The following is an 18821-nucleotide window of genomic DNA, read 5'->3' on the forward strand; positions in this document are numbered from 1 at the left end:
AAGCGGCGGATAGCGCCTCGCCTCGAAGAGCGTGTGCACTGAAGAAATAATGATTCCCGGCAATCCTGCCGCCTGTCCTTCGGGCTAAGCTGCGGCATCCGCGCCTGCAAGGAATCAGCCGCATGCCGCTCGCCCGCTGGGTACCCGGACTCGATAGCCTGCTCCACTACCGCCGCGCCTGGTTCCGTCCGGATGTCCAGGCCGGGCTGTCGGTAGCGGCGATCCAGATCCCCACCGCCATCGCCTACGCCCAGATCGCCGGCTTCCCGCCCCAGGTAGGCCTCTATGCGTGCATCCTGCCGATGCTGATCTACGCCCTGATCGGCAGCTCGCGGCAGTTGATGGTAGGCCCCGACGCGGCGACCGCGGCGATGGTCGCCGCCGCCATCACCCCGCTGGCGGCGGGCGATCCGCAGCGCCTGGTGGACCTGTCGATGATCGTCGCGATCATGGTCGGGCTGTTCTCCATCGTCGCCGGCCTGGCCCGCGCCGGGTTCATCGCCAGCTTCCTCTCGCGACCGATCCTGGTCGGCTACCTCAACGGCATCGGCCTGAGCCTGCTGGTCGGGCAACTGGGCAAGCTGTTCGGCTACGAGGCGGCGACCAGCGGCTTCGTCGCCGGCATCCTCGCGCTGCTGGAGAACCTGCTGCACATCCATTGGCCGACGCTGATCCTCGGCAGCCTCTCGCTCTTGCTGATGGTGCTGCTGCCGCGGCGCTTCCCGCAGTTGCCCGGGGCGCTCTGCGGCGTCCTCCTGGCCAGCCTCGCCGCGGCGCTGCTGGGCCTGGATCGCTACGGCGTGGAACTGCTTGGCGAGGTACCGGCCGGGCTGCCGCAACTGAGCTGGCCGCAGACCAGCCTGGAGGAACTGAAAAGCCTGCTGCGCGACGCCACCGGCATCACGGTGGTCAGCTTCTGCAGCGCCATGCTCACCGCGCGCAGCTTCGGCGCCCGTCACGGCTACAGCATCAACGCCAACCACGAATTCGTCGCCCTCGGCCTGGCCAACATCGGCGCCGGGGTCTCCCAGGGCTTCGCCATCAGCGGCGCCGACTCACGCACCGCGGTGAACGACATGGTCGGCGGCAAGACCCAACTGGTCGGCGTGGTCGCCGCGCTGGTGATCGCCGCCACCCTGTTGCTGCTGAACAAGCCCCTGGGCTGGGTGCCGATGCCGGCGCTCGGTGCGGTCCTGTTGCTGGCCGGCTGGGGCCTGATCGACGTGCAGGCGCTGAAGGGCTTCTGGAAGCTCAGCCGCTTCGAGTTCAGCCTCTGCCTGCTGACCACCGTCGGCGTGCTCAGCGTCGGCGTGCTGCCGGGAATCTTCGTCGCCGTCAGCATCGCCGTACTGCGCCTGCTCTACTACACCTATCGCCCGAGCGACGCGGTGCTCGGCTGGATGCACGGCATCGACGGCCAGGTCGAGCTGGCCAAGTACCCGCAAGCCACCACTCTTCCCGGCCTGGTGATCTACCGCTTCGACGCCCCCCTGCTGTTCTTCAACGCCGACTACTTCAAGCAGCGGGTGCTTGCCGTGGTGGACGGCAGCGAGCGGCCGAATGCGGTGCTGCTCAACGCCGAAGCCATGACCAACCTCGACATCAGCGGCCTGGCCACCCTCCACGAGGTGCAACAGATCCTCAAGGCCCAGGGCGTGCACCTGTCGCTGGCGCGGGTGACCGGGCAGACGCTGGACCTGCTGCAACGCTCGAGCATGCTCGGCGAGATCAAGCCGCCGCTGGTGTTCAGCTCGGTGCGCTCCGGGGTCAGTGCCTATCGCTACTGGCTGCGCCAGCAGGAAAGACTCGCCGCCCAGGCCGCGGCTACAAGCGGAAATGCCTGACCATGCCCTGTAGTTCGCGGCCCAGCTCCGCCAGTTGTTCGCTGGACGAAGCCGTCGACTGCATGGCTTGGGCCGACTGATCGGCCACCTCGCGGATCGCCGTGACACTGCGGTTGATCTCCTCGGCGACCGCGCTCTGCTGCTCGGAGGCCGCGGCGATCTGCTGGTTCATCTGCTGGATCAGCGCCACCGCCGTGGCGATGTTGCCCAGCGCCGCCTCGGTCTGCAACGCGTCGTCGACGCTCTGGTCCACCAACTGGTGGCTGCGCTGCATACGCTGCACCGCCTGCTGCGTGCCATTCTGCAAGGCACCGATCAGGGTCTCGATCTCGGCCGTGGACTGTTGGGTGCGCCGCGCCAGCGCCCGCACCTCGTCGGCGACCACGGCGAAGCCTCGACCCTGGTCGCCGGCCCGCGCCGCCTCGATGGCGGCGTTCAGCGCCAGCAGGTTGGTCTGCTCGGCCACGCTCTTGATCACGTCCAGCACGCTGCCGATGCGCTGGCTGTCGGCGCTCAGCGCCTCGACGCTGGCGGTGGCCGCGCGCACCGCCTCGGCCAGTCGCTCGATCCGCTCCAGGGTCTGGCGTACCACCTCCTGGCCGACGCTGACCTTGCCGTCGGCGCTTTCCGCCGCCCCCGCGGCTTCCTCGGCGTTGTGCGCCACTTCATGGACGGTGGCGGCCATCTGGTTCATCGCCGTGGCCACCTGTTCGGTTTCCGCCCGCTGGCTGTCGATTCCCAGGCGGGTGCGCGTGGTAACGCCGGACAGCGCCTCGGAAGCGCCGGCAATCCGCCCGACGCCGTCCTGCAACTGGCTGACGATACCGCGCAGGCTGCCGGTCATGGCGCGCATCGCGGCCATCAGTTGGCCAACCTCGTCGCGCCGCTCGCTGTCGACCCGTACCGCAAGGTCGCCTTCGGCGATCCGCTGCGCCACACCCATCGCCTGGCGCAGCGGACGGACGATCAGCAGGCTGATGCCGAAGGCCGCGCCCAGGCCCACCAGCAGCGCCAGCACGGCGGCGCCGACGATCAGCAGGGAGTTTGTCCGCAGGCTGTGGAGCATGGCCTGCTGCTGCGCCTCCCAGCTACGGTCGACACGCGCCATCACCTGCCCGGCGCGCTCGCCCATGGCGGCGTACATCTGCCGCTCCTGGAGCTGACTGGCGCGGTACTCGGCGAGCTTGTCGGCGAAACCGCGGATATTGGTCAGCACGTCCTTGACCACCGACACGTAGGCATCGTCGGTGATCGCCTGCTCCAGCCGGGCTGCCAGCTCCAGCGCCTCGCGCAGCGATTTCGGCGGCCCCTCCTGCGCATCCGCGGCGCGCGCTTCGAGACGCGAGCGGGCCTCGTCCAGCCCCTGAAGGACCAGGCGATTGACCTGGGCGACCTGGGCCGCCTGCTGCAACAGCGGCTCGCCGTCGTGCCCCTGGCTCTCCTTCAGCGCATAGGCGCCATCCTCGGCCAGGCTGGACTGGAGGATATCGAGGCTGTTGGCGGCGCCGTTCAGCGACCAACTGGCGCTTTCCCAAGCCAATTGGCGTCCCTGGATGGACTGCTCGAAGCGGCCGAACGCTTCTAGGTATGCCGCCAGCACCTGCTCCACCTCGGCCATGCCAAGCGCCTGATCGGCGTCGCCGTCGGCCTTGAGCCGGCCCACCCGTTCAAGGGTCGCGGCCAGGCGCTGGCGCAAGCGCTCGGCGTCGCTCTTTTCCCCGTGCAGGGCAAAGTCCTTCTCGGCCTGGCGAACCTCCAGCACGTCGCGATTGATCGCGCTCATCTCCTGCAGGCGCGCGAAGCGCTGCCCCAGCGCATGCAGCGAGAGCACCGCGAGCGCGGCCACCAGCGCGGTCAATAGCAGGACCAGGGTAAAACCGATGGCCAGTTTCTTCGCCGTGCCGAGATCGGCCAGACGCCTGCGCAGCAACCCCAGCATGACTCCCCTCCCCCGTGACGCGCCGTCTGCGTGCGCATTTCCCGCTGTGTCGCGCGTTTTTCGCCGAACCTGAGCGGCCGGGCAAGGTAATGGCACGATAATGGCCAGGAGAGATATGCGCAGGTCGTTTCCAGGATATCCGGGCTGACGTCGGTCGAGCGCGGAGCCATACTGGGCGCCCCATGGAAAAAGGAGCTTGCCATGCGTCCCGTATTGCCGCTGTTGCTGTCGCTGAGTCTGTGCGCCCCCACCCTGGCCGACTGGAGCGGCCCGATCGAGCAGCCGCTCTGGTCGTTGCCGGCGGCGCCGGGCCTGTCGCGCTGGCTGATCGTGCACAACCTGTCGAGCGCGGCGGCCGACGGCCTGTACCACGTCGAGGTCCTGGAGCGCCGCCAGGGCCAGCAGCCCTGGCAGTTCCAGCGCCTGGCCGCGCACCTGGCGCTGACCGAACAGGCGCTGCGCGCGAGTATCGTGGCGCCGCTGAAGCGCGGCGGGGTGTATCCGGAAAGCTACCAGTTCGCCTATCGCCAGTGGCAGGAACGCCAGGCCGCGGGCCAGGCGCCGGTGTGCCGGCGCACGGTCGACGAGTGCCTGCGGGCGCCGGACTGAGCCCGGCTACCTGGGCCGGATCATGCTGAACGTGTCGCGGGTATGGCTGTAGTGGCTGCCGCCCAGGCGACCGACCAGGTCGAGCCGGGCGCTATCCACATGGCGCTCGTCGGCCAGCACGGCATCGTCGACATGGGCCAGCAGCACGCGGGCGAAGATCAGGTGGCAATTGGGGTTCTCCGCCGGATACGGCTTGATCTCCGCCACCTCGCACTCGAAGGCCACCGCCGCCGCGGCGATCCGCGGCGGCGCCACGCGTACGCTGGACACGGTAGGGATGCCGACCGTCTCGATCTCGCTCACACCATGGGGCAGCCAGGCGGAGGTGGCGTTCATGGTTTCGGCCTGGGCGGCGCCGACCAGGTGGATCACCAACTGCCCGGTGGCCTGGACGTTGCGCAGGGTGTCCTTGAGGCTGCCGTCGTCGCGCAGGCTGACGTTGACCATCAGGGTCGGCGGCTCGTCGCTGATCACCTGGAAGAAGCTGAACGGGGCCAGGTTGCTGGCGCCCTCGGCGGACAGGGTCGAGACCCAGGCAATCGGTCGCGGGGTGACGGTGGAAGCCAACCAGCGATAGGCCTCGGCGGGAGCGATGGTGGTGAAGTCCAGTTGCATGGCGGTCTCGCGGAAATCGACGGAGGGGACGCCGATTATGCCGCAGCCCCGCAGCTCTCGCGACCGTCTGCGCCGCAGCCCTGCGCCACCTGGAGGCAGCGGCTAGACTTGCCCTACCCTCACCCAGGAGCCCTGCCATGAACTATCGAGGAAGCTGCCACTGCGGAACCATCGCCTACGAAGTCGAAGGCGACCTCGACCAGGTGATCCAGTGCAACTGTTCACTGTGCAGCCGGCGCGGCTGGCTGCTGTGGTTCGTCCCGCGCGACCGTCTGGCGCTGAAGACGCCGGCCAGCGCGATGCACACCTACACCTTCAACACCCACCGCCTGCAGCATCACTTCTGCCCCACCTGCGGCTGCGCGCCGTTCAGCGAAGGCATAGGTCCGGACGGCCAGGCGATGGCCGCGGTCAACGCGCGCTGCCTGGAGGACATCGACGCCAGCGCGCTCCCGGTACAGCACTACGATGGCCGCAACGCCTGACGCTGGCGCAGGTAGCCGATCACCTCGGCCTGGTTGCCGCGGAACTCGACGCGGTCTTCCTTGCTCTGCCGCTGGAAGGCGTACATCGGGTCGTAGTACTCCTTGAGCAGCCCCTCGATCCAGCCGCGATGGGTATCCACCGAGCCGTCGCGGCCCTGCTCTTCCAGCGCCTGCACGAGGATCGCCGCCAGCCGCTGGTAGCGCTCGCCGCCGAGGCGCTTGACGATGCCGGCGAGGCTCTTCTGCAGGTAGGCGGAGAAGGCGGCGAAGCCCTCCTCCACGCCCACCACGCGCTCGAACTCGCTGCGCAGATCGATCACGTAGTCCCTGAGGATACGCTCGACACGCTGCTCGAAGGCATCCTCCAGCCAGACCAGCGGGTAGCCCTGCATACCCTGGTACAGCTCCAGCGGCAAGGAGCAGCTGCCGACGATCCGCCCCTCGTCCTCGAGGACGAACTGGCCGACGCCACGATGACGCTTCTTCAGGATGTCGATGGCCAGGCGGTTCTCGAAGTCGATCTGCGCCGGCTGCGGCGTGGCTCGCCGGCCAAAGCTGGAGCCGCGATGGTTGGCGTGGCCTTCGAGATCGAGGCTGTTGTCCAGCGCCGCGATCACCTCGGTCTTGCCGCAACCAGTAAGGCCGCCGACCAGCACGAAATCGCACTCGTCGACCGCCGCGCGGGTGGTTTCGAAAAGGAAGTTGCGCAACGCCTTGTAGCCGCCGATCACCCGTGGGTAGTCGATGCCGGCGTCCTGCTTCAGCCACTGCTGGACGATCTGCGAGCGCAGGCCGCCGCGGAAGCAATACAGGTAGCCGTTCGGGTTGGCTTCGGCGAAGGCTTTCCAGGCCGCCAGCCGTTCGGCCTTGAGCGCCCCGCAGACCAGTTCGTGGCCAAGGGCGATGGCGGCCTGCTGGCCGTGCTGCTTGTAGCTGGTGCCGACCTTCTGCCGCTCGATGTCGTTCATCAGCGGCCGGTTGACAGTGTTGGGAAAGGCGCCCTTGTGGTACTCCACCGGGGCGCGCACATCCATCAGGGGGATATCGTCGAGAAACAGTTCGCGGTAGTGCTGGGTGTTGTCGCGCATTACAGCACCTGTACCGCGAGACTCTGTCGCTCGACCAGCTCGCCGATCGGCGCCAGTTGCAGGCCGAGTTCCGCCGCCACGGCGAGGAACTCCGCCTCGCCTTCCGGAGCCACCGCCACCAGCAGGCCGCCGCTGGTCTGCGGATCGCAAAGCAACAGCTTCTGCACTTCCGGCAGTGGCGCGATGCGCTCGCCATAGCTGTCGAAGTTGCGCAGGGTGCCGCCAGGCACGCAGCCCTGCTCCAGGTAATATTCGGCACTGGCCAGGCGCGGTACCGCGGCGTACTCCACGCGTGCGGTGAGCTTGCTGCCGTCGGCCATTTCCACCAGGTGGCCGAGCAGGCCGAAACCGGTGACGTCGGTCATCGCCTTGACCCCCGCCAACCGGCCGAAGCGCGCGCCGGGCCTGTTCAGGGTGCACATCCAGTCACGCGCCACGCCGACGTCCTCGGCGCGCAGCCTGGCCTTCTTCTCGGCGGTGGTGAGGATGCCGATGCCCAGCGGCTTGGTCAGGTACAGCCTGCAGCCGGCCTCGGCGGTGTCGTTGCGTTTCATGAAGCGCTTCTCCACCACGCCGGTCACGGCCAGGCCGAAGATCGGCTCGGGGGCGTCGATGGAGTGTCCGCCGGCCAGCGGGATGCCGGCTTCCTCGCAGACCTTGCGGCCGCCGGCGATCACCTCGCGGGCGACTTCCGCGGCCAGCACGTTGACCGGCCAGCCGAGGATGGCGATGGCCATCAGCGGGTCGCCGCCCATGGCGTAGATATCGCTGATGGCGTTGGTCGCGGCGATACGGCCGAAATCGAAGGGGTCGTCGACGATCGGCATGAAGAAATCGGTGGTGGAGACCACCCCGCGCTCCTCGTCGAGGGCGTAGACAGCCGCGTCGTCGCGCGAGGCGTTGCCGACCCAGAGCTTCGGATCGAGGTTCTGCGCGCCGCTGCCGGCGAGGATCACCTCCAGTACCTTGGGCGAAATCTTGCAGCCGCAGCCGGCGCCGTGGCTGTACTGGGTCAGGCGGATCGCCTCGCTCATCGGTGTACTCCCGTGGATGTCGGAAAAGTGCCCATTCTAGCAAAGCCGGCGCCGCCGCCAGAGGACCGATCGCCGCGCCCGGCTCAGCGCCCGGCGCGCGACTCGCGGATATAGAAGCGCGCCTTCTCGGCCTTGCTGGTGCAGCCCTCGTAGGCCTCGAACTGCTGCTGGGTCTTGGCCCCGGTGAGCAGGGTCAGGGCCTTCGAGTAGCTGACGGTGCCGGCGAAGCCTTCGGCCTTGGCCAGGTCGAGTTCCTTCCAGGCCGCGTCCAGCTGGTCGGCGCAGTTCTCCCGGTAGGCGGTCTTGCCGGCGCAGCCGGCCAGGGTCAGGGCAAGGACGGGCAGAACGATCCAGGTTTTCATCGAACGATCTCCGGACAGGGAAAGGGCCGCGCATCGCCGCGACGCACTTGGCGGCGGCCGGGCGACACGCGTATCGTTTTCGCTTCGTCACGCAGTATTGGCAAGGGGTTGCAGATGAGCAAACAGGTCGCCCTGGTATTGGGCTCCGGCGGTGCGCGCGGCTACGCGCACATCGGCGTGATCGAGGAACTCGAGGCACGCGGCTATGAGATCACCTGCATCGCCGGTTGTTCCATGGGCTCGGTGATCGGCGGCATCTACGCCGCCGGCAAGCTGCGCGAGTACCGCGAGTGGGTGGAAAGCCTGGATTACCTCGACGTGCTGCGCCTGCTCGACGTCAGCTTCCGCCTCGGCGCGATCCGCGGCGAGCGGGTGTTCGGCAAGATCCACGAGATCCTCGGCGAGGTAAACATCGAGGACCTGTCGATTCCCTACACGGCGGTTGCCACCGACCTCACCAACCAGCAGGAAATCTGGTTCCAGGAAGGCTGCCTGCACCAGGCCATGCGCGCCTCGGCGGCAATCCCCAGCCTGTTCACACCGGTCATGCAGGGCAGCCGCATGCTGGTCGACGGCGGCCTGCTCAACCCGTTGCCGATCGTGCCGGTGGTGTCGGCCCACAGCGACCTGATCATCGCGGTCAATCTCAACGCCACCAACCAGAAGCAGTACCACCTGCCGGTGATCGAGCGTCCGGCCGCGCTCAAGGGGCGCTTCGACAGCATGATCGAGAGCCTCGGCCACAAACTCTCGTTCTTCCGCCGCCACGGCGACGACAATACCCCGCCGGAGCTGAGCGCCGACGCCCTGCTCCATCCGGTTCCGGCGGAATCCGAGGAGCCCGCCGAGCCGCAACTGCAACAGCCGGCCGCGGCGCCGCAAGGCAAGGACTCGCCGAAGTCGGCCAGCGGCACCACGGTGGTGGAAAGCAGCGGTCCGGCATCGCTGCTGGAACTGGTCAACCAGAGCTTCGAGGTGATGCAGACCTCGCTGGCGCAGTACAAGATCGCCGGCTACCCGCCGGACATCCTGATCAACGTGCCGAAGCGGGTCTGCCGCTTCTTCGAGTTCTACAAGGCGCCGGAATTGATCGCCCTCGGCCGGCAGATCGCCAGCGACACCCTGGACCGCTACGAGGAAGACAACGCCTGAGCCTCAGCGGCTGAACTCGAGGACCTCGTAGCCGCCGCGCCGTTCCGGGAACAGCAGGAGGAAGCCACCGGCGTGCGGGCGCAGCAGCGCGACCACGTCGGACTCAGCCGGCGCGCCGTGGGCCAGGCCACTGAAGGCCACCTGGGGCTCGTCGTTGACCGTGGCGCCGCCGAGGAACACGTAGCGCTGCGTGCCTTCGCGGAACAGGTAGCCGCTGACCCGCTGCGAACCGCTGGTCTTCTCCAGGAACAGGCCGCGGTCGGTACGCCGGATGCGGCACTGGAAGTTCGGATAGCGATAGATGCCGTACTGGTCGGCCTGGGTCGAGCGGCACTTCCAGTCGCCCAGCAGGCCTTTCTCGTCGACGGCGACGACGGGCTGCGCCAGGCTGAGTTCCAGTTGCTCCAGTTCCGGCAGGAATTCCTCGAAGGCACTGTCGTAGTAGCGCTTGTTGATGGCCTCGGCGTCCTGCTCGACGGCCAGCACGCTGCGCTGCTGCTGTTCGCTGGTGTAGCCACGCCAGTCCGGTTCGGCGGCGCCGGCATGCGCGCAGGCGGCGAGAACGGTGAGGCAGGCGAAGACACGGGAAACGGGGATCGGACGGGACATGGCGACCTTCCTGGCGAGTGGACCGGCGCATCCGGCGCCGGCAAGCGGTAGCCGCAGAACATAGCGCAGCGGCGCCGGGAATTCGAGCGCCGCCACGACGGGCGGCGGTTTCAGAAGATCGACCAGCCGATCCGCTCGCTGAGTTTCTCCAGCGCGGCGATACCCGCCAGCGAATTGCCCGCGGCGTTCAGTTCCGGCGACCAGACACAGACCGTGAAGCGCCCCGGCACTACCGCGATGATGCCGCCGCCGACACCGCTCTTGCCCGGCAGGCCGACCCGATAGGCAAAGTTGCCGGCCTCGTCGTAGAGCCCGCTGGTGGCCATGATCGCGTTGACCTGCTTGGTCTGCCGCTCGTTGAGTACCTGCTCGCCGCTGTGCTTGCAGAAGCCCTTGTCGGCGAGGAAGCAGAACGCCCGCGCCAGGTCGACGCAGCTCATGCGCAGCGCGCAATGATGGAAATAGCTGAGCAGCACCGCCTCGACGTCGTTGTGGAAGTTACCGAACGATTTCATCAGGTAGGCCGCCGCCGCGTTGCGCGAGCGGTGCTGGTACTCCGAGCGCGCCACCACCGAGTCCGACACCACTTCCGGGTTGCCGCACAGGCGCCGGACGAAATCGCGCATCGATTGCGCCGGCGCGGCGAAACGCGACTGGTTGATGTCGCAGATCACCAGGGCGCCGGCATTGATGAACGGGTTGCGCGGCTTGCCGCGCTCGAACTCCAGCTGCACCAGGGAGTTGAAAGGCTGGCCGGAGGGCTCGTGGCCAAGGCGTTGCCAGATGTCCTCGCCGGAATGCTGGATCGCCTGGACCAGGCTGAACACCTTGGAAATGCTCTGGATGGAAAACGGCCGCAGGGCGTCGCCGGCATGGAACAGCTCGCCGTCGCGGCTGTACACGGCGATCCCCAGCTGGTTCGGCTCGACGCCGGCGAGCGCGGGGATGTAGTCGGCGACCTTGCCGCGCCCGATCAGCGGGCGGACTTCATCGAGAATCTCGTTCAACAGTTGCTGCATGATGACCTTCGTGGTGACACCGGGGCACCGACCCGGGCGCATCCGGGCCAGCGCGAATGCGCGGCATCATAGGCGATGAACGCACGGGAGGCATGCCCCTCGCGCAGAATTGCGCTGCGCGTCAGCTGTCGCGCAGGCGATAACCGACACCCGCCTCGGTCACCAGGAAGCGCGGGCTGGCCGGATCGTCGCCGAGCTTCTGGCGCAGGTGGCCGACCACGACCCGCAGGTAATGGGTGTCTTCGACATGGGTCGGACCCCAGATATCCTTGAGCAGTTGCTGCTGGGTCACTACCCGTCCGAGATGGCGTGCCAGCGCGGCGAGCACTGCATACTCCTTGCGCGTCAGCGCCACTTCCGCACCCTCCAGGGTGACTCGGCGATAGGCGAAGTCCACCTGCAACGGGCCGACCGCCACCGACGCCTCCGGGCTTTCGCCCTGCGCCGCCTGGCGCAGCAGGACGCGCACGCGGGCGAGGAACTCCTGGATGCCGAACGGCTTGGTCACGTAGTCGTTGGCGCCGCCGTCCAGGGCCAGTACCTTCTCGCCCTCGCTGGCGCGCACCGACAGCACCAGCACCGGCACCTGCGACCATTCGCGCAGGTCGCGAAGGATGTCCTGGCCGTCGCGGTCAGGCAGGCCGAGGTCGAGCACCACCAGGTCCGGTCGGTTCAGCGCGGCCTGGGCCAGCCCCTCTTCGCCGGTGCCGGCCTCGAGCACCCGGTAGCCCTGGGCATTGAGGCTGATACGGAGGAACTTGCGGATCTGCGGTTCGTCGTCGATCAGCAGGATGCTGTTCTGCAATTGGGTCATGGCACTCGGCACGGCAGGTGAACACGGCGACAGGCCAGCGGCGGCGTCGCGGAAACGGCAGGAATAGCGCGAGCGCAGGCGCCAGGCAAGTGCGCCGGGCTCATTCGTCGCCCTCCAGTTGCCCGAGGTCCGGCTGCGGATGCAGCGGCAGGTGCAGGACCAGCGTGGTGCCGCGACCGTCGAGGCCTTCGCCGACGCTGATACGCCCGCCGTGGGCGCCGATCATGCCCTGGCAGATCGCCAGGCCCAGGCCGGTGCCCTGGCCACCGCGGTCGCCACGGGCAGCGGTGTAGAACATGTCGAAGATCTTCTCCCGCTCGGCCTCGGGAATCCCCGGCCCCTCGTCGCTCACCGCGAAACGCAGCTCGGCGGCATCCTGGCTGACCTCGATGCGCAACCGGCCGTGGTTCGGCGAGAAGCGCGCGGCATTTTCCAGCACGTTGATCAGCGCCTGCTCGATCAGCGCCGCATGCACGTAGAGCAACGGCAGGTCGTTGGCCACGATCGCCTGTACCCGGTACGGCGCCAGCACCGCGCGCAGGCGGTTCAGCGCGCTGCCGACGATGTCGCCCGGCGCCACCCAGTCGCGCGCCAGCTTCAGGCCACCGTGGCCGAGACGGGTCATGTCGAGCAGGTTCTGGATATAGCGGTCCAGTCGCTCGGCCTCGTCGCGGGTGCTTTCCAGCAGTTCGCGACGATCCGCCGGCGGGATCGCCTCGCCCAGCGCCAGCAGGCTGTCGATGGAGCCGCGCATGGCCGTCAGCGGCGTGCGCAGGTCGTGGGACACCGAGGCGAGCAAGGCGCTGCGCAGTTGCTCGGTCTCGCCGTGCAGGCGCGCGGCCTCCAGGTCCTCGGCCAGGCGAGCCCGCGCCAGGGCCTGGGCCAGAGGCTGGCCGAGGGCGGCGAGCAGGCGCCGGCGCTGCGGGCTCAGCGGCTGGCCGTCCAGCGGCGCGACACCGAGCAGTGCCAGCGGTCCCTCTTCCGCCGACAGCGGCCACCACCACCAGCGTCCTCCGGGCAGCGTGCCAGTACCGAGGCCGGCCGGCTGGTCGTGGGCCCAGGCCCAGTCCGCGGCGACCCGTTCCTGGTCGGCGAGTTGCCGCTGCACGCCGGCCCCGGTCTTCCACTCGCCATTGACCTGACCGAGCAGGCAGACCTCGACGTCCTTCCAGTCGTCGAACTGCTGGGCGGCGGCGGCCAGCACCGCCTGGCGGTCGGTGGCGGCGGTGAGCTTGCGCGACAGCTCCAGCAGCAGGCTGGTTTCCTCCTGGGTATCGCGCAGCGCCTCCAGCTGGCGCCGCTGGCGTGCCGCCAGGTTGCCGGTGAGGCCGGCCATGAACAGGAAGAACGCCAGGCTCAGCAGGTCTTCGTGGCGATGGATGGCGAAGGAAAAATGCGGCGGGATGAACAGGAAGTCATAGGCCAGGAACGACGCCACCGCGCACAGCAGTGCCGGCATCAGGCTGCTGCGCACTGCCACCAGCAGCACCGCCATCAGGAACACCAGGGAGATGTTCGGCAGCTCCAGCAGGTGCGCCACGATCCAGGCCAGGCCGCTGGCCAGGGCGGTCGCCAGCAGCGCCAGCAGATAGTCGTTCCACACCACCGGATAGCGTGGCCGCGGTTCCGCCGGGCGCAGGTCGGCCTCGCTGTCCAGGGCACTGATCTCCAGGCCCTGGCCGTCACGCAGCAGACGCCCGGCGAGACCACCGCCGAAGGCCCGGCGGTACCAGCGGCGCCGCGACTGGCCAACCAGGACCAGGCTGGCGCGGCGCTCGCGGGCATGTTGCAGGAGGGTCCGCGCCACCTCGCCGGCGCGCAGCACGACGATCTCGCCGCCGAGCCGCTCGGCCAGTTGCTGCGCACCCTGCAGGCGCATCCGCGCCTGCTCGCCGCGCAAGCCGCCGGTATCGACGTGTACCACGCTCCAGGGCAGGTGCCGACGTTCGGCGACCCGGCAGGCGTGGCGCACCAGGCGTTCGGCCTGTTCGTCACCGTCGATGCCCACCAGCAGCCGCCCGCGCAACGCCGGCGCTTCCTCGCCGCGCTGGCGGTAGCGGTGGTTGAGGTCGGCGTCGACCCGCGCGGCGGCGGTCTGCATCGCCAGTTCACGCAGCGCGGTGAGGTTGGTCTGCGAGAAGAACGCATCGATCGCCGCCCGCGCCTGTTCCGGCACGTAGACCTTGCCCTCGCGCAGGCGCTCCAGCAGCTCGCGCGGCGGCAGGTCGATGAGGACGATCTCGTAGGCCTCCTGCAACACCCAGTCCGGCACCGTCTCGCGGACCTGCACGCCGGTGATGTCGCGGACCTGGTCGTTGAGGCTCTCCAGGTGCTGGACGTTGACCGTTGTGTAGACGTCGATTCCCGCCGCCAGCAACTCCTGGATGTCCTGCCAGCGCTTGGCGTGGCGGCTGCCGGGAACGTTGCTGTGGGCCAGTTCGTCGACCAGGGCCAGCGCCGGCGGGTCGGCAAGGAGACCGTCGAGGTCCATTTCCTGCAGTTTCATCCCTCGATACTCGAGGCTGCGCAGCGGCTGCTGCGGCACGCCTGCGAGGAGGGACTCGGTTTCCGCCCGCGAGTGGGTCTCGACCACCCCGGCGCGCAGTTTCACGCCCTGGCGCAACTGGGCCTGGGCGGCCTGCAGCATGGCGAAGGTCTTGCCCACCCCCGGCGCCGCGCCGAGAAAGACTTTCAGGCGGCCGCGCCCGTCAGCGGGCAGGTCGGCCAGCAGCGCGTCGGCGCGTGCGGTGTCGGTCATGGATCGGTCGTACTCCGTTGCTCTGCGCCGCGCAGGGCGGACGATCGCCGGCGATCATCCGCCGATGCGGCGATATTGCAAGCCCTTGCGTGGGTCTCTGGGGAAACCTAGCGCTTCAACCCCGCCAGCGCCATGTTCAGCGCCAGCACGTTGACCACCGCCGGCCCCACCAGCGGCCGCTCGGTGTGGCTTTCCACCAGGTCTTCCACCAGCCGCAGCGGCAGCCCGCGCGCCGTGGCCACCCGCAGCGCCTGGTAACGCGCGGCCTGCGGCGGCAGCTGCGGATCGAGTCCGCTACCGGAGGTAGTGACCAGCGCCAGCGGCACCGGCCCCTGGTCGGCGATACGCTCCTGGGCGGCGTCCCTGGCGATGCGCTCGGCCAGTGCCGGGTTGCTCGGCGCCAGGTTGCTCGCGGCACTGGAAACGGTGGCGTAGTCGCCCGCCGAAGGCCGCGAATGGAACCACTCCTCGCCGTCGAACTTCTGCGCGATCAGCCGCGAGCCGAGCACCTTGCCCTCGGCGTCGCGCAGCAGGCTGCCATTGGCCTGCTCGGGGAACGCCAGTTGGGCGATACCGGTGACCAGCAGCGGATAGGCCACGCCGGTGACCAGGCTCAGCACCAGCAGTGACGCCAGTGCCGGACGGAGTTGCTTGAACATGTGCAGATCCTCTCTTCAGTCCCAGGCCCTCGCCCGACGGCGAGGGCCGTTGTTCATGCCAGGCCGACGGCGGTCAGCAGCAGGTCGATCGCCTTGATCCCGAGGAACGGCGCCACCAGGCCGCCGACGCCATAGATCAGCAGGTTGCGCTGCAGCAGTTGCGAAGCGTCCGCCGCCTGAACCCGCACGCCGCGCAAGGCCAGTGGGATCAACGCGACGATGATCAGCGCGTTGAACACGATGGCCGACAGGATCGCGCTCTGCGGGCTTTGCAGGCGCATCACGTTGAGCACGTCGAGCTGCGGGTAGATGCCGACGAACAGCGCCGGCAGGATGGCGAAGTACTTGGCCACGTCGTTGGCGATGGAAAAGGTGGTCAGCGCGCCGCGGGTGACCAGCAACTCCTTGCCCACCTGGACCACGTCGAGCAGCTTGGTCGGGTCGCTGTCCAGGTCGACCAGGTTGGCCGCCTCGCGGGCGGCCTGGGTGCCGTCGTTCATGGCCATGCCGACGTCGGCCTGGGCCAGCGCCGGGGCGTCGTTGGCACCGTCGCCGCACATCGCCACCAGGCGACCTTCGCCCTGCTCCTGGCGAATCCGCGCCAGTTTCTTCTCCGGGGTAGCCTCGGCGATCACGTCGTCGACCCCAGCCTCGGCGGCGATGGCAGCGGCGGTCAGCGGGTTGTCGCCGGTCACCATCACGGTGCGGATGCCCAGCCGGCGCAGTTCGGCGAAGCGCTCGCGAATGCCCGGCTTGACCACGTCCTTCAGGTGAATGGCGCCGAGCAGCCGGCCGTTGGCTACCACCAGCAGCGGGGTGCCGCCGCTCTGGGCGATCTTGTCCACCTCCCGCGAAAGCACCTCGGGCATCTTCTCCCGCGGCAGGTCGATGAAGCGCAGCGCCGCATCCACCGCCCCCTTGCGGTACACCTGGCCGTTCCAGTCGACCCCGGACAGGCGGGTTTCCGCGCTGAAGGCGATCGGCGTCAGCTCCTCGCGGCGCGGCTCCTCGATCGGATGCAGGATGCGCAGGTATTCGACGATCGACTTGCCTTCCGGGGTGTCGTCGGCCAGCGAGGCCAGCAACGCGCCCTCGGCCAGTTCCTTGCCGCTCACCCCCGGCGCGGCGTACAGCGCGCTGCAGCGGCGGTTGCCGAAGGTGATGGTGCCGGTCTTGTCGAGCAGCAGCACGTGGACGTCGCCGGCCGCCTCCACCGCGCGACCGGACTTGGCGATCACGTTCAGGCGCACCAGGCGGTCCATGCCGGCGATGCCGATGGCCGAGAGCAGGCCGCCGATGGTGGTCGGGATCAGCGTCACCAGCAGCGCCACCAGGAACACCAGCGGCAGGTTGCCGCCGGCGAACAGGGCGAACGGCTTGAGGGTCACCACTACCAGCAGGAAGATCAGGGTCAGGCCGATCAGCAGGATGTCCAGCGCCACTTCGTTGGGGGTCTTCTGCCGCTTGGCGCCTTCCACCAGGGCGATCATCCGGTCCAGGGTCGACTCGCCCGGGTTGGCGCCGATCCGTACCAGCAGCCAGTCGGACACCACCTGGGTGTTGCCGGTCACCGCCGAGCGATCGCCGCCGGACTCGCGGATCACCGGCGCCGATTCGCCGGTGATGGCGGCCTCGTTGACCGCCGCCACCCCTTCGATGACTTCGCCGTCGCCGGGAATCATCTCGCCGGCCTGGACCCGTACCACATCGCCCTTGCGCAGGCTGCTGGCAACGACGCTCTCGAAACTGCCGTCGGCGCGCCGCTTATTGGCGGAGAGGCCCTGGCTGCCGGCCTTGAGACTGTCCGCGCGGGCCTTGCCACGCCCCTCGGCGAGCGCTTCGGCGAAATTGGCGAAGAGCACGGTGAACCACAGCCAGAGGGCGATCTGCAGCGCCACCGAGGTCGGCACCGCCTGGTCGGGGACGAAGCACAGCAAGGTGGTGAGCACGGCGGTCAGTTCGACCACCAGCATCACCGGCGAGCGCAGCAACTGGCGCGGGTCGAGCTTGACGAAGGCTTGCAGCAGCGCCGGCCGCCACAAGGCGGCGAGGCTGGTGGACGCGTTGTGGCGACGTTCGAGCGATTTGTGCAAGGCGTTCTTGGACGCCTGGGTCTGAGCGTTCATGTACGATTCCTTCAGAAGCCGAGGCTCAGTTGTTCAGCGATCGGGCCGAGGGCCAGGGTCGGCAGGAAAGTCAGGCCGCCGACCAGCAGGATGGTCACGGTGAGCAGGCTGACGAACAGCGGACCATGGGTCGGGAAACTGTTCGGCCCCACCGGGCTGGCCTTCTTCGCCGCCAGGCTGCCGGCGATGGCGAGGATCGGCAGGATGTAGCCGAAGCGGCCGATGAGCATGGCCAGGCCGATCATCAGGTTGTGGAACGGCGTGTTGGCACCGAAACCGGCAAACGCCGAGCCGTTGTTGGCGCTCCCCGAGGTGTAGGCGTAGAGCAGTTGGCTGAAGCCGTGCGGGCCGGGATTGGTCACCGCCGAGGCCGGCCCCGGCAGGCTGGCGGCGATGGCGCCGAGCACCAGCACGCCGACAGGCATCACCAGCAGGGTGAAGACCAGCAGGCGGACCTCCTTCGCCTCGAGTTTCTTGCCCAGGTACTCCGGCGTCCGCCCGACCATCAGGCCGGCGAGGAACACCGCGATCAGGACGAACAGCAGCATGCCGTAGAGGCCGGCGCCGACGCCGCCGAAGATCACCTCGCCGAGCATCATGTTCAGCAGCGGCAGCATGCCACCCAGGGGGCTCAGGCTGTCGTGCATGGCGTTCACCGAGCCGTTCGAGGCGGCGGTGGTGGTGATCGCCCAGAGCATGCTGGCGGCGGTGCCGAAGCGACTCTCCTTGCCCTCCATCGGCGCGCCCTGCTCGATCGGCAACTGCGCCAGCGCCGGGTTCGGCTGGTATTCGGCCCACAGCGACAGGCCCAGGCCGAGGCAGAACAGCAGCAGCATGCAGCCGAGGATCGCGCGGCTCTGGCGCAGGTCCTTCACGTAATGGCCGAAGGTGAATACCAGCGCCGCCGGGATCAGGATGATCGAGGCCACTTCGAACAGGTTGCTCCAGGCGCTCGGGTTCTCGAACGGATGGGTCGAGTTGACGCCGAAGAAGCCGCCGCCATTGGTGCCCAGCTGCTTGATGGCGATCTGGCTGGCCGCCGGGCCGAGCGGGATGGTCTGCTCGGCGCCTTGCAAGGTGGTGGTATGGACATAGTCGAAGAAAGTCTGCGGCACGCCCTGCCAGACCAGCAGCAACGCCAGCAGCAGGCACAGCGGCAGCAGCACGTAGAGGGTGCCGCGGGTCAGGTCGACCCAGAAGTTGCCCAGCTGTCGTGTGGAGCGGCGGCTGATGCCGCGCGCCAGGGCCACCAGCACGCAGAGGCCGACCGCCGCGCTGACGAAGTTCTGCACCGTGAGGCCGACCATCTGGCTGAAGTAGCTCAGCGAGGCCTCGCCGCTGTAGGCCTGCCAGTTGGTGTTGGTGACGAAACTGACCGCGGTGTTGAACGCCAGTGTCCATTCCAGGCCCGGCAGGTGCTGCGGGTTCAGCGGCAGGCTGCCCTGCAGCATGAGGATCGAGAACAGCAGGACCAGGCCGGCCAGGTTGAATGCCAGCAGCGCCAGGGTGTAGGTCTTCCAGTCCTGCTCGCTCGCCGGATCGACGCCGAACAGGCGATAGCAGACGCGCTCCAGTGGCGCCAGCGGCGCGCTGAGGAGATTGCGTTGGCCTTCCATCACCTTGAAGCAGTAGCGCCCGAGGAACGGTGCAGGCACCAGGACCAGGGCGAAAAAGGCCAGGATCAAGAGAATCTCGTGGCTGTTCATGT

The 18821-nt window shown here is 68.5% G+C and carries 16 protein-coding genes; 4 read left to right on the forward strand and 12 right to left on the reverse strand.

Translation table 11 applies throughout. The features are described from left to right. Window positions 1-122: 122 nt before the first annotated feature. Entirely contained in the window at window positions 123-1844 is a 1722-nt protein-coding gene (locus tag ACI766_RS17540; protein ID WP_023087595.1) for a SulP family inorganic anion transporter, read from the forward strand. Here the strand turns inward: ACI766_RS17540 and ACI766_RS17545 are convergent. After that, entirely contained in the window at window positions 1825-3783 is a 1959-nt protein-coding gene (locus ACI766_RS17545; protein ID WP_003114601.1) for a methyl-accepting chemotaxis protein, read from the reverse strand. The two genes, ACI766_RS17540 and ACI766_RS17545, sit on opposite strands and share 20 nt — an antisense overlap. A gap of 201 nt (window positions 3784-3984) precedes the next feature. Here ACI766_RS17545 and ACI766_RS17550 point away from each other — a divergent pair, with 201 nt between their 5' ends. Further along, window positions 3985-4392 (forward strand): DUF5086 domain-containing protein, encoded by a 408-nt coding sequence (locus ACI766_RS17550; RefSeq protein ID WP_003117744.1) that lies wholly within the window; start codon window positions 3985-3987, stop codon window positions 4390-4392. Between the two features lie 6 nt (window positions 4393-4398). Here ACI766_RS17550 and ACI766_RS17555 read toward each other — a convergent pair whose 3' ends face one another. Beyond that, window positions 4399-5007: a flavin reductase family protein gene (locus ACI766_RS17555; protein WP_003097831.1), complete on the reverse strand. Its 609-nt coding sequence runs from the start codon at window positions 5005-5007 to the stop codon at window positions 4399-4401. Between the two features lie 137 nt (window positions 5008-5144). Between ACI766_RS17555 and ACI766_RS17560 the strand changes: the two genes are divergently transcribed. After that, window positions 5145-5492, forward strand: a complete 348-nt coding sequence (locus ACI766_RS17560) for a GFA family protein (protein WP_003087550.1) — start codon at window positions 5145-5147, stop codon at window positions 5490-5492. Here the strand turns inward: ACI766_RS17560 and mnmH are convergent. From mnmH to ACI766_RS17575, 3 genes are all read right to left on the reverse strand, one after another. Next, window positions 5471-6580 carry a tRNA 2-selenouridine(34) synthase MnmH gene (gene mnmH / locus ACI766_RS17565; protein WP_003087548.1) on the reverse strand — a complete coding sequence of 370 codons (1110 nt, stop codon included), beginning with the start codon at window positions 6578-6580 and terminating at the stop codon, window positions 5471-5473. The genes ACI766_RS17560 and mnmH overlap by 22 nt on opposite strands. Continuing rightward, window positions 6580-7614, reverse strand: coding sequence for a selenide, water dikinase SelD (gene selD / locus ACI766_RS17570; protein WP_003087546.1), 1035 nt, complete (start codon window positions 7612-7614; stop codon window positions 6580-6582). Before selD ends, mnmH begins: the two co-directional genes overlap by 1 nt. Before the next feature lie 83 nt (window positions 7615-7697). Next, window positions 7698-7976: a hypothetical protein gene (locus ACI766_RS17575; RefSeq protein ID WP_003097836.1), complete on the reverse strand. Its 279-nt coding sequence runs from the start codon at window positions 7974-7976 to the stop codon at window positions 7698-7700. Between the two features lie 114 nt (window positions 7977-8090). Here ACI766_RS17575 and ACI766_RS17580 point away from each other — a divergent pair, with 114 nt between their 5' ends. Then, window positions 8091-9128 carry a patatin-like phospholipase family protein gene (locus ACI766_RS17580; RefSeq protein WP_003087542.1) on the forward strand — a complete coding sequence of 346 codons (1038 nt, stop codon included), beginning with the start codon at window positions 8091-8093 and terminating at the stop codon, window positions 9126-9128. A gap of 3 nt (window positions 9129-9131) precedes the next feature. Here the strand turns inward: ACI766_RS17580 and ACI766_RS17585 are convergent, their stop codons facing one another. The 7 genes from ACI766_RS17585 to kdpA form a co-directional block, all read right to left on the reverse strand. Further along, window positions 9132-9737: a DUF4893 domain-containing protein gene (locus ACI766_RS17585; RefSeq protein WP_003097837.1), complete on the reverse strand. Its 606-nt coding sequence runs from the start codon at window positions 9735-9737 to the stop codon at window positions 9132-9134. A gap of 110 nt (window positions 9738-9847) precedes the next feature. Then, window positions 9848-10756: a glutaminase B gene (glsB, locus tag ACI766_RS17590; RefSeq protein ID WP_003087537.1), complete on the reverse strand. Its 909-nt coding sequence runs from the start codon at window positions 10754-10756 to the stop codon at window positions 9848-9850. A gap of 121 nt (window positions 10757-10877) precedes the next feature. Beyond that, window positions 10878-11570 carry a response regulator gene (locus ACI766_RS17595; RefSeq protein ID WP_003114598.1) on the reverse strand — a complete coding sequence of 231 codons (693 nt, stop codon included), beginning with the start codon at window positions 11568-11570 and terminating at the stop codon, window positions 10878-10880. A gap of 100 nt (window positions 11571-11670) precedes the next feature. After that, entirely contained in the window at window positions 11671-14328 is a 2658-nt protein-coding gene (locus tag ACI766_RS17600; protein ID WP_014603072.1) for a sensor histidine kinase, read from the reverse strand. Between the two features lie 107 nt (window positions 14329-14435). Beyond that, window positions 14436-14987 (reverse strand): potassium-transporting ATPase subunit KdpC, encoded by a 552-nt coding sequence (gene kdpC, locus ACI766_RS17605; protein WP_003087529.1) that lies wholly within the window; start codon window positions 14985-14987, stop codon window positions 14436-14438. A gap of 53 nt (window positions 14988-15040) precedes the next feature. Continuing rightward, window positions 15041-17113, reverse strand: a complete 2073-nt coding sequence (kdpB, locus tag ACI766_RS17610) for a potassium-transporting ATPase subunit KdpB (RefSeq protein ID WP_003097844.1) — start codon at window positions 17111-17113, stop codon at window positions 15041-15043. 11 nt (window positions 17114-17124) lie between these two features. Then, window positions 17125-18819, reverse strand: coding sequence for a potassium-transporting ATPase subunit KdpA (gene kdpA, locus ACI766_RS17615; RefSeq protein ID WP_023087596.1), 1695 nt, complete (start codon window positions 18817-18819; stop codon window positions 17125-17127). Window positions 18820-18821 lie beyond the last annotated feature (2 nt).

The sequence above is a fragment of the Pseudomonas sp. DL genome (genome assembly GCF_047199225.1).
GTDB lineage: Bacteria > Pseudomonadota > Gammaproteobacteria > Pseudomonadales > Pseudomonadaceae > Pseudomonas > Pseudomonas aeruginosa.

Coding starts and splice junctions, on each gene's coding strand:
- ACI766_RS17595 (WP_003114598.1), bottom strand. CDS start 11,570: ATGACCCAATTGCAGAACAGCATCCTGCTGATCGACGACGAACCGCAG.
- ACI766_RS17580 (WP_003087542.1), top strand. CDS start 8,091: ATGAGCAAACAGGTCGCCCTGGTATTGGGCTCCGGCGGTGCGCGCGGC.
- ACI766_RS17585 (WP_003097837.1), bottom strand. CDS start 9,737: ATGTCCCGTCCGATCCCCGTTTCCCGTGTCTTCGCCTGCCTCACCGTT.
- ACI766_RS17540 (WP_023087595.1), top strand. CDS start 123: ATGCCGCTCGCCCGCTGGGTACCCGGACTCGATAGCCTGCTCCACTAC.
- kdpC (WP_003087529.1), bottom strand. CDS start 14,987: ATGTTCAAGCAACTCCGTCCGGCACTGGCGTCACTGCTGGTGCTGAGC.
- ACI766_RS17560 (WP_003087550.1), top strand. CDS start 5,145: ATGAACTATCGAGGAAGCTGCCACTGCGGAACCATCGCCTACGAAGTC.
- glsB (WP_003087537.1), bottom strand. CDS start 10,756: ATGCAGCAACTGTTGAACGAGATTCTCGATGAAGTCCGCCCGCTGATC.
- ACI766_RS17600 (WP_014603072.1), bottom strand. CDS start 14,328: ATGACCGACACCGCACGCGCCGACGCGCTGCTGGCCGACCTGCCCGCT.
- selD (WP_003087546.1), bottom strand. CDS start 7,614: ATGAGCGAGGCGATCCGCCTGACCCAGTACAGCCACGGCGCCGGCTGC.
- ACI766_RS17550 (WP_003117744.1), top strand. CDS start 3,985: ATGCGTCCCGTATTGCCGCTGTTGCTGTCGCTGAGTCTGTGCGCCCCC.
- ACI766_RS17545 (WP_003114601.1), bottom strand. CDS start 3,783: ATGCTGGGGTTGCTGCGCAGGCGTCTGGCCGATCTCGGCACGGCGAAG.
- ACI766_RS17575 (WP_003097836.1), bottom strand. CDS start 7,976: ATGAAAACCTGGATCGTTCTGCCCGTCCTTGCCCTGACCCTGGCCGGC.
- kdpB (WP_003097844.1), bottom strand. CDS start 17,113: ATGAACGCTCAGACCCAGGCGTCCAAGAACGCCTTGCACAAATCGCTC.
- mnmH (WP_003087548.1), bottom strand. CDS start 6,580: ATGCGCGACAACACCCAGCACTACCGCGAACTGTTTCTCGACGATATC.
- ACI766_RS17555 (WP_003097831.1), bottom strand. CDS start 5,007: ATGCAACTGGACTTCACCACCATCGCTCCCGCCGAGGCCTATCGCTGG.
- kdpA (WP_023087596.1), bottom strand. CDS start 18,819: ATGAACAGCCACGAGATTCTCTTGATCCTGGCCTTTTTCGCCCTGGTC.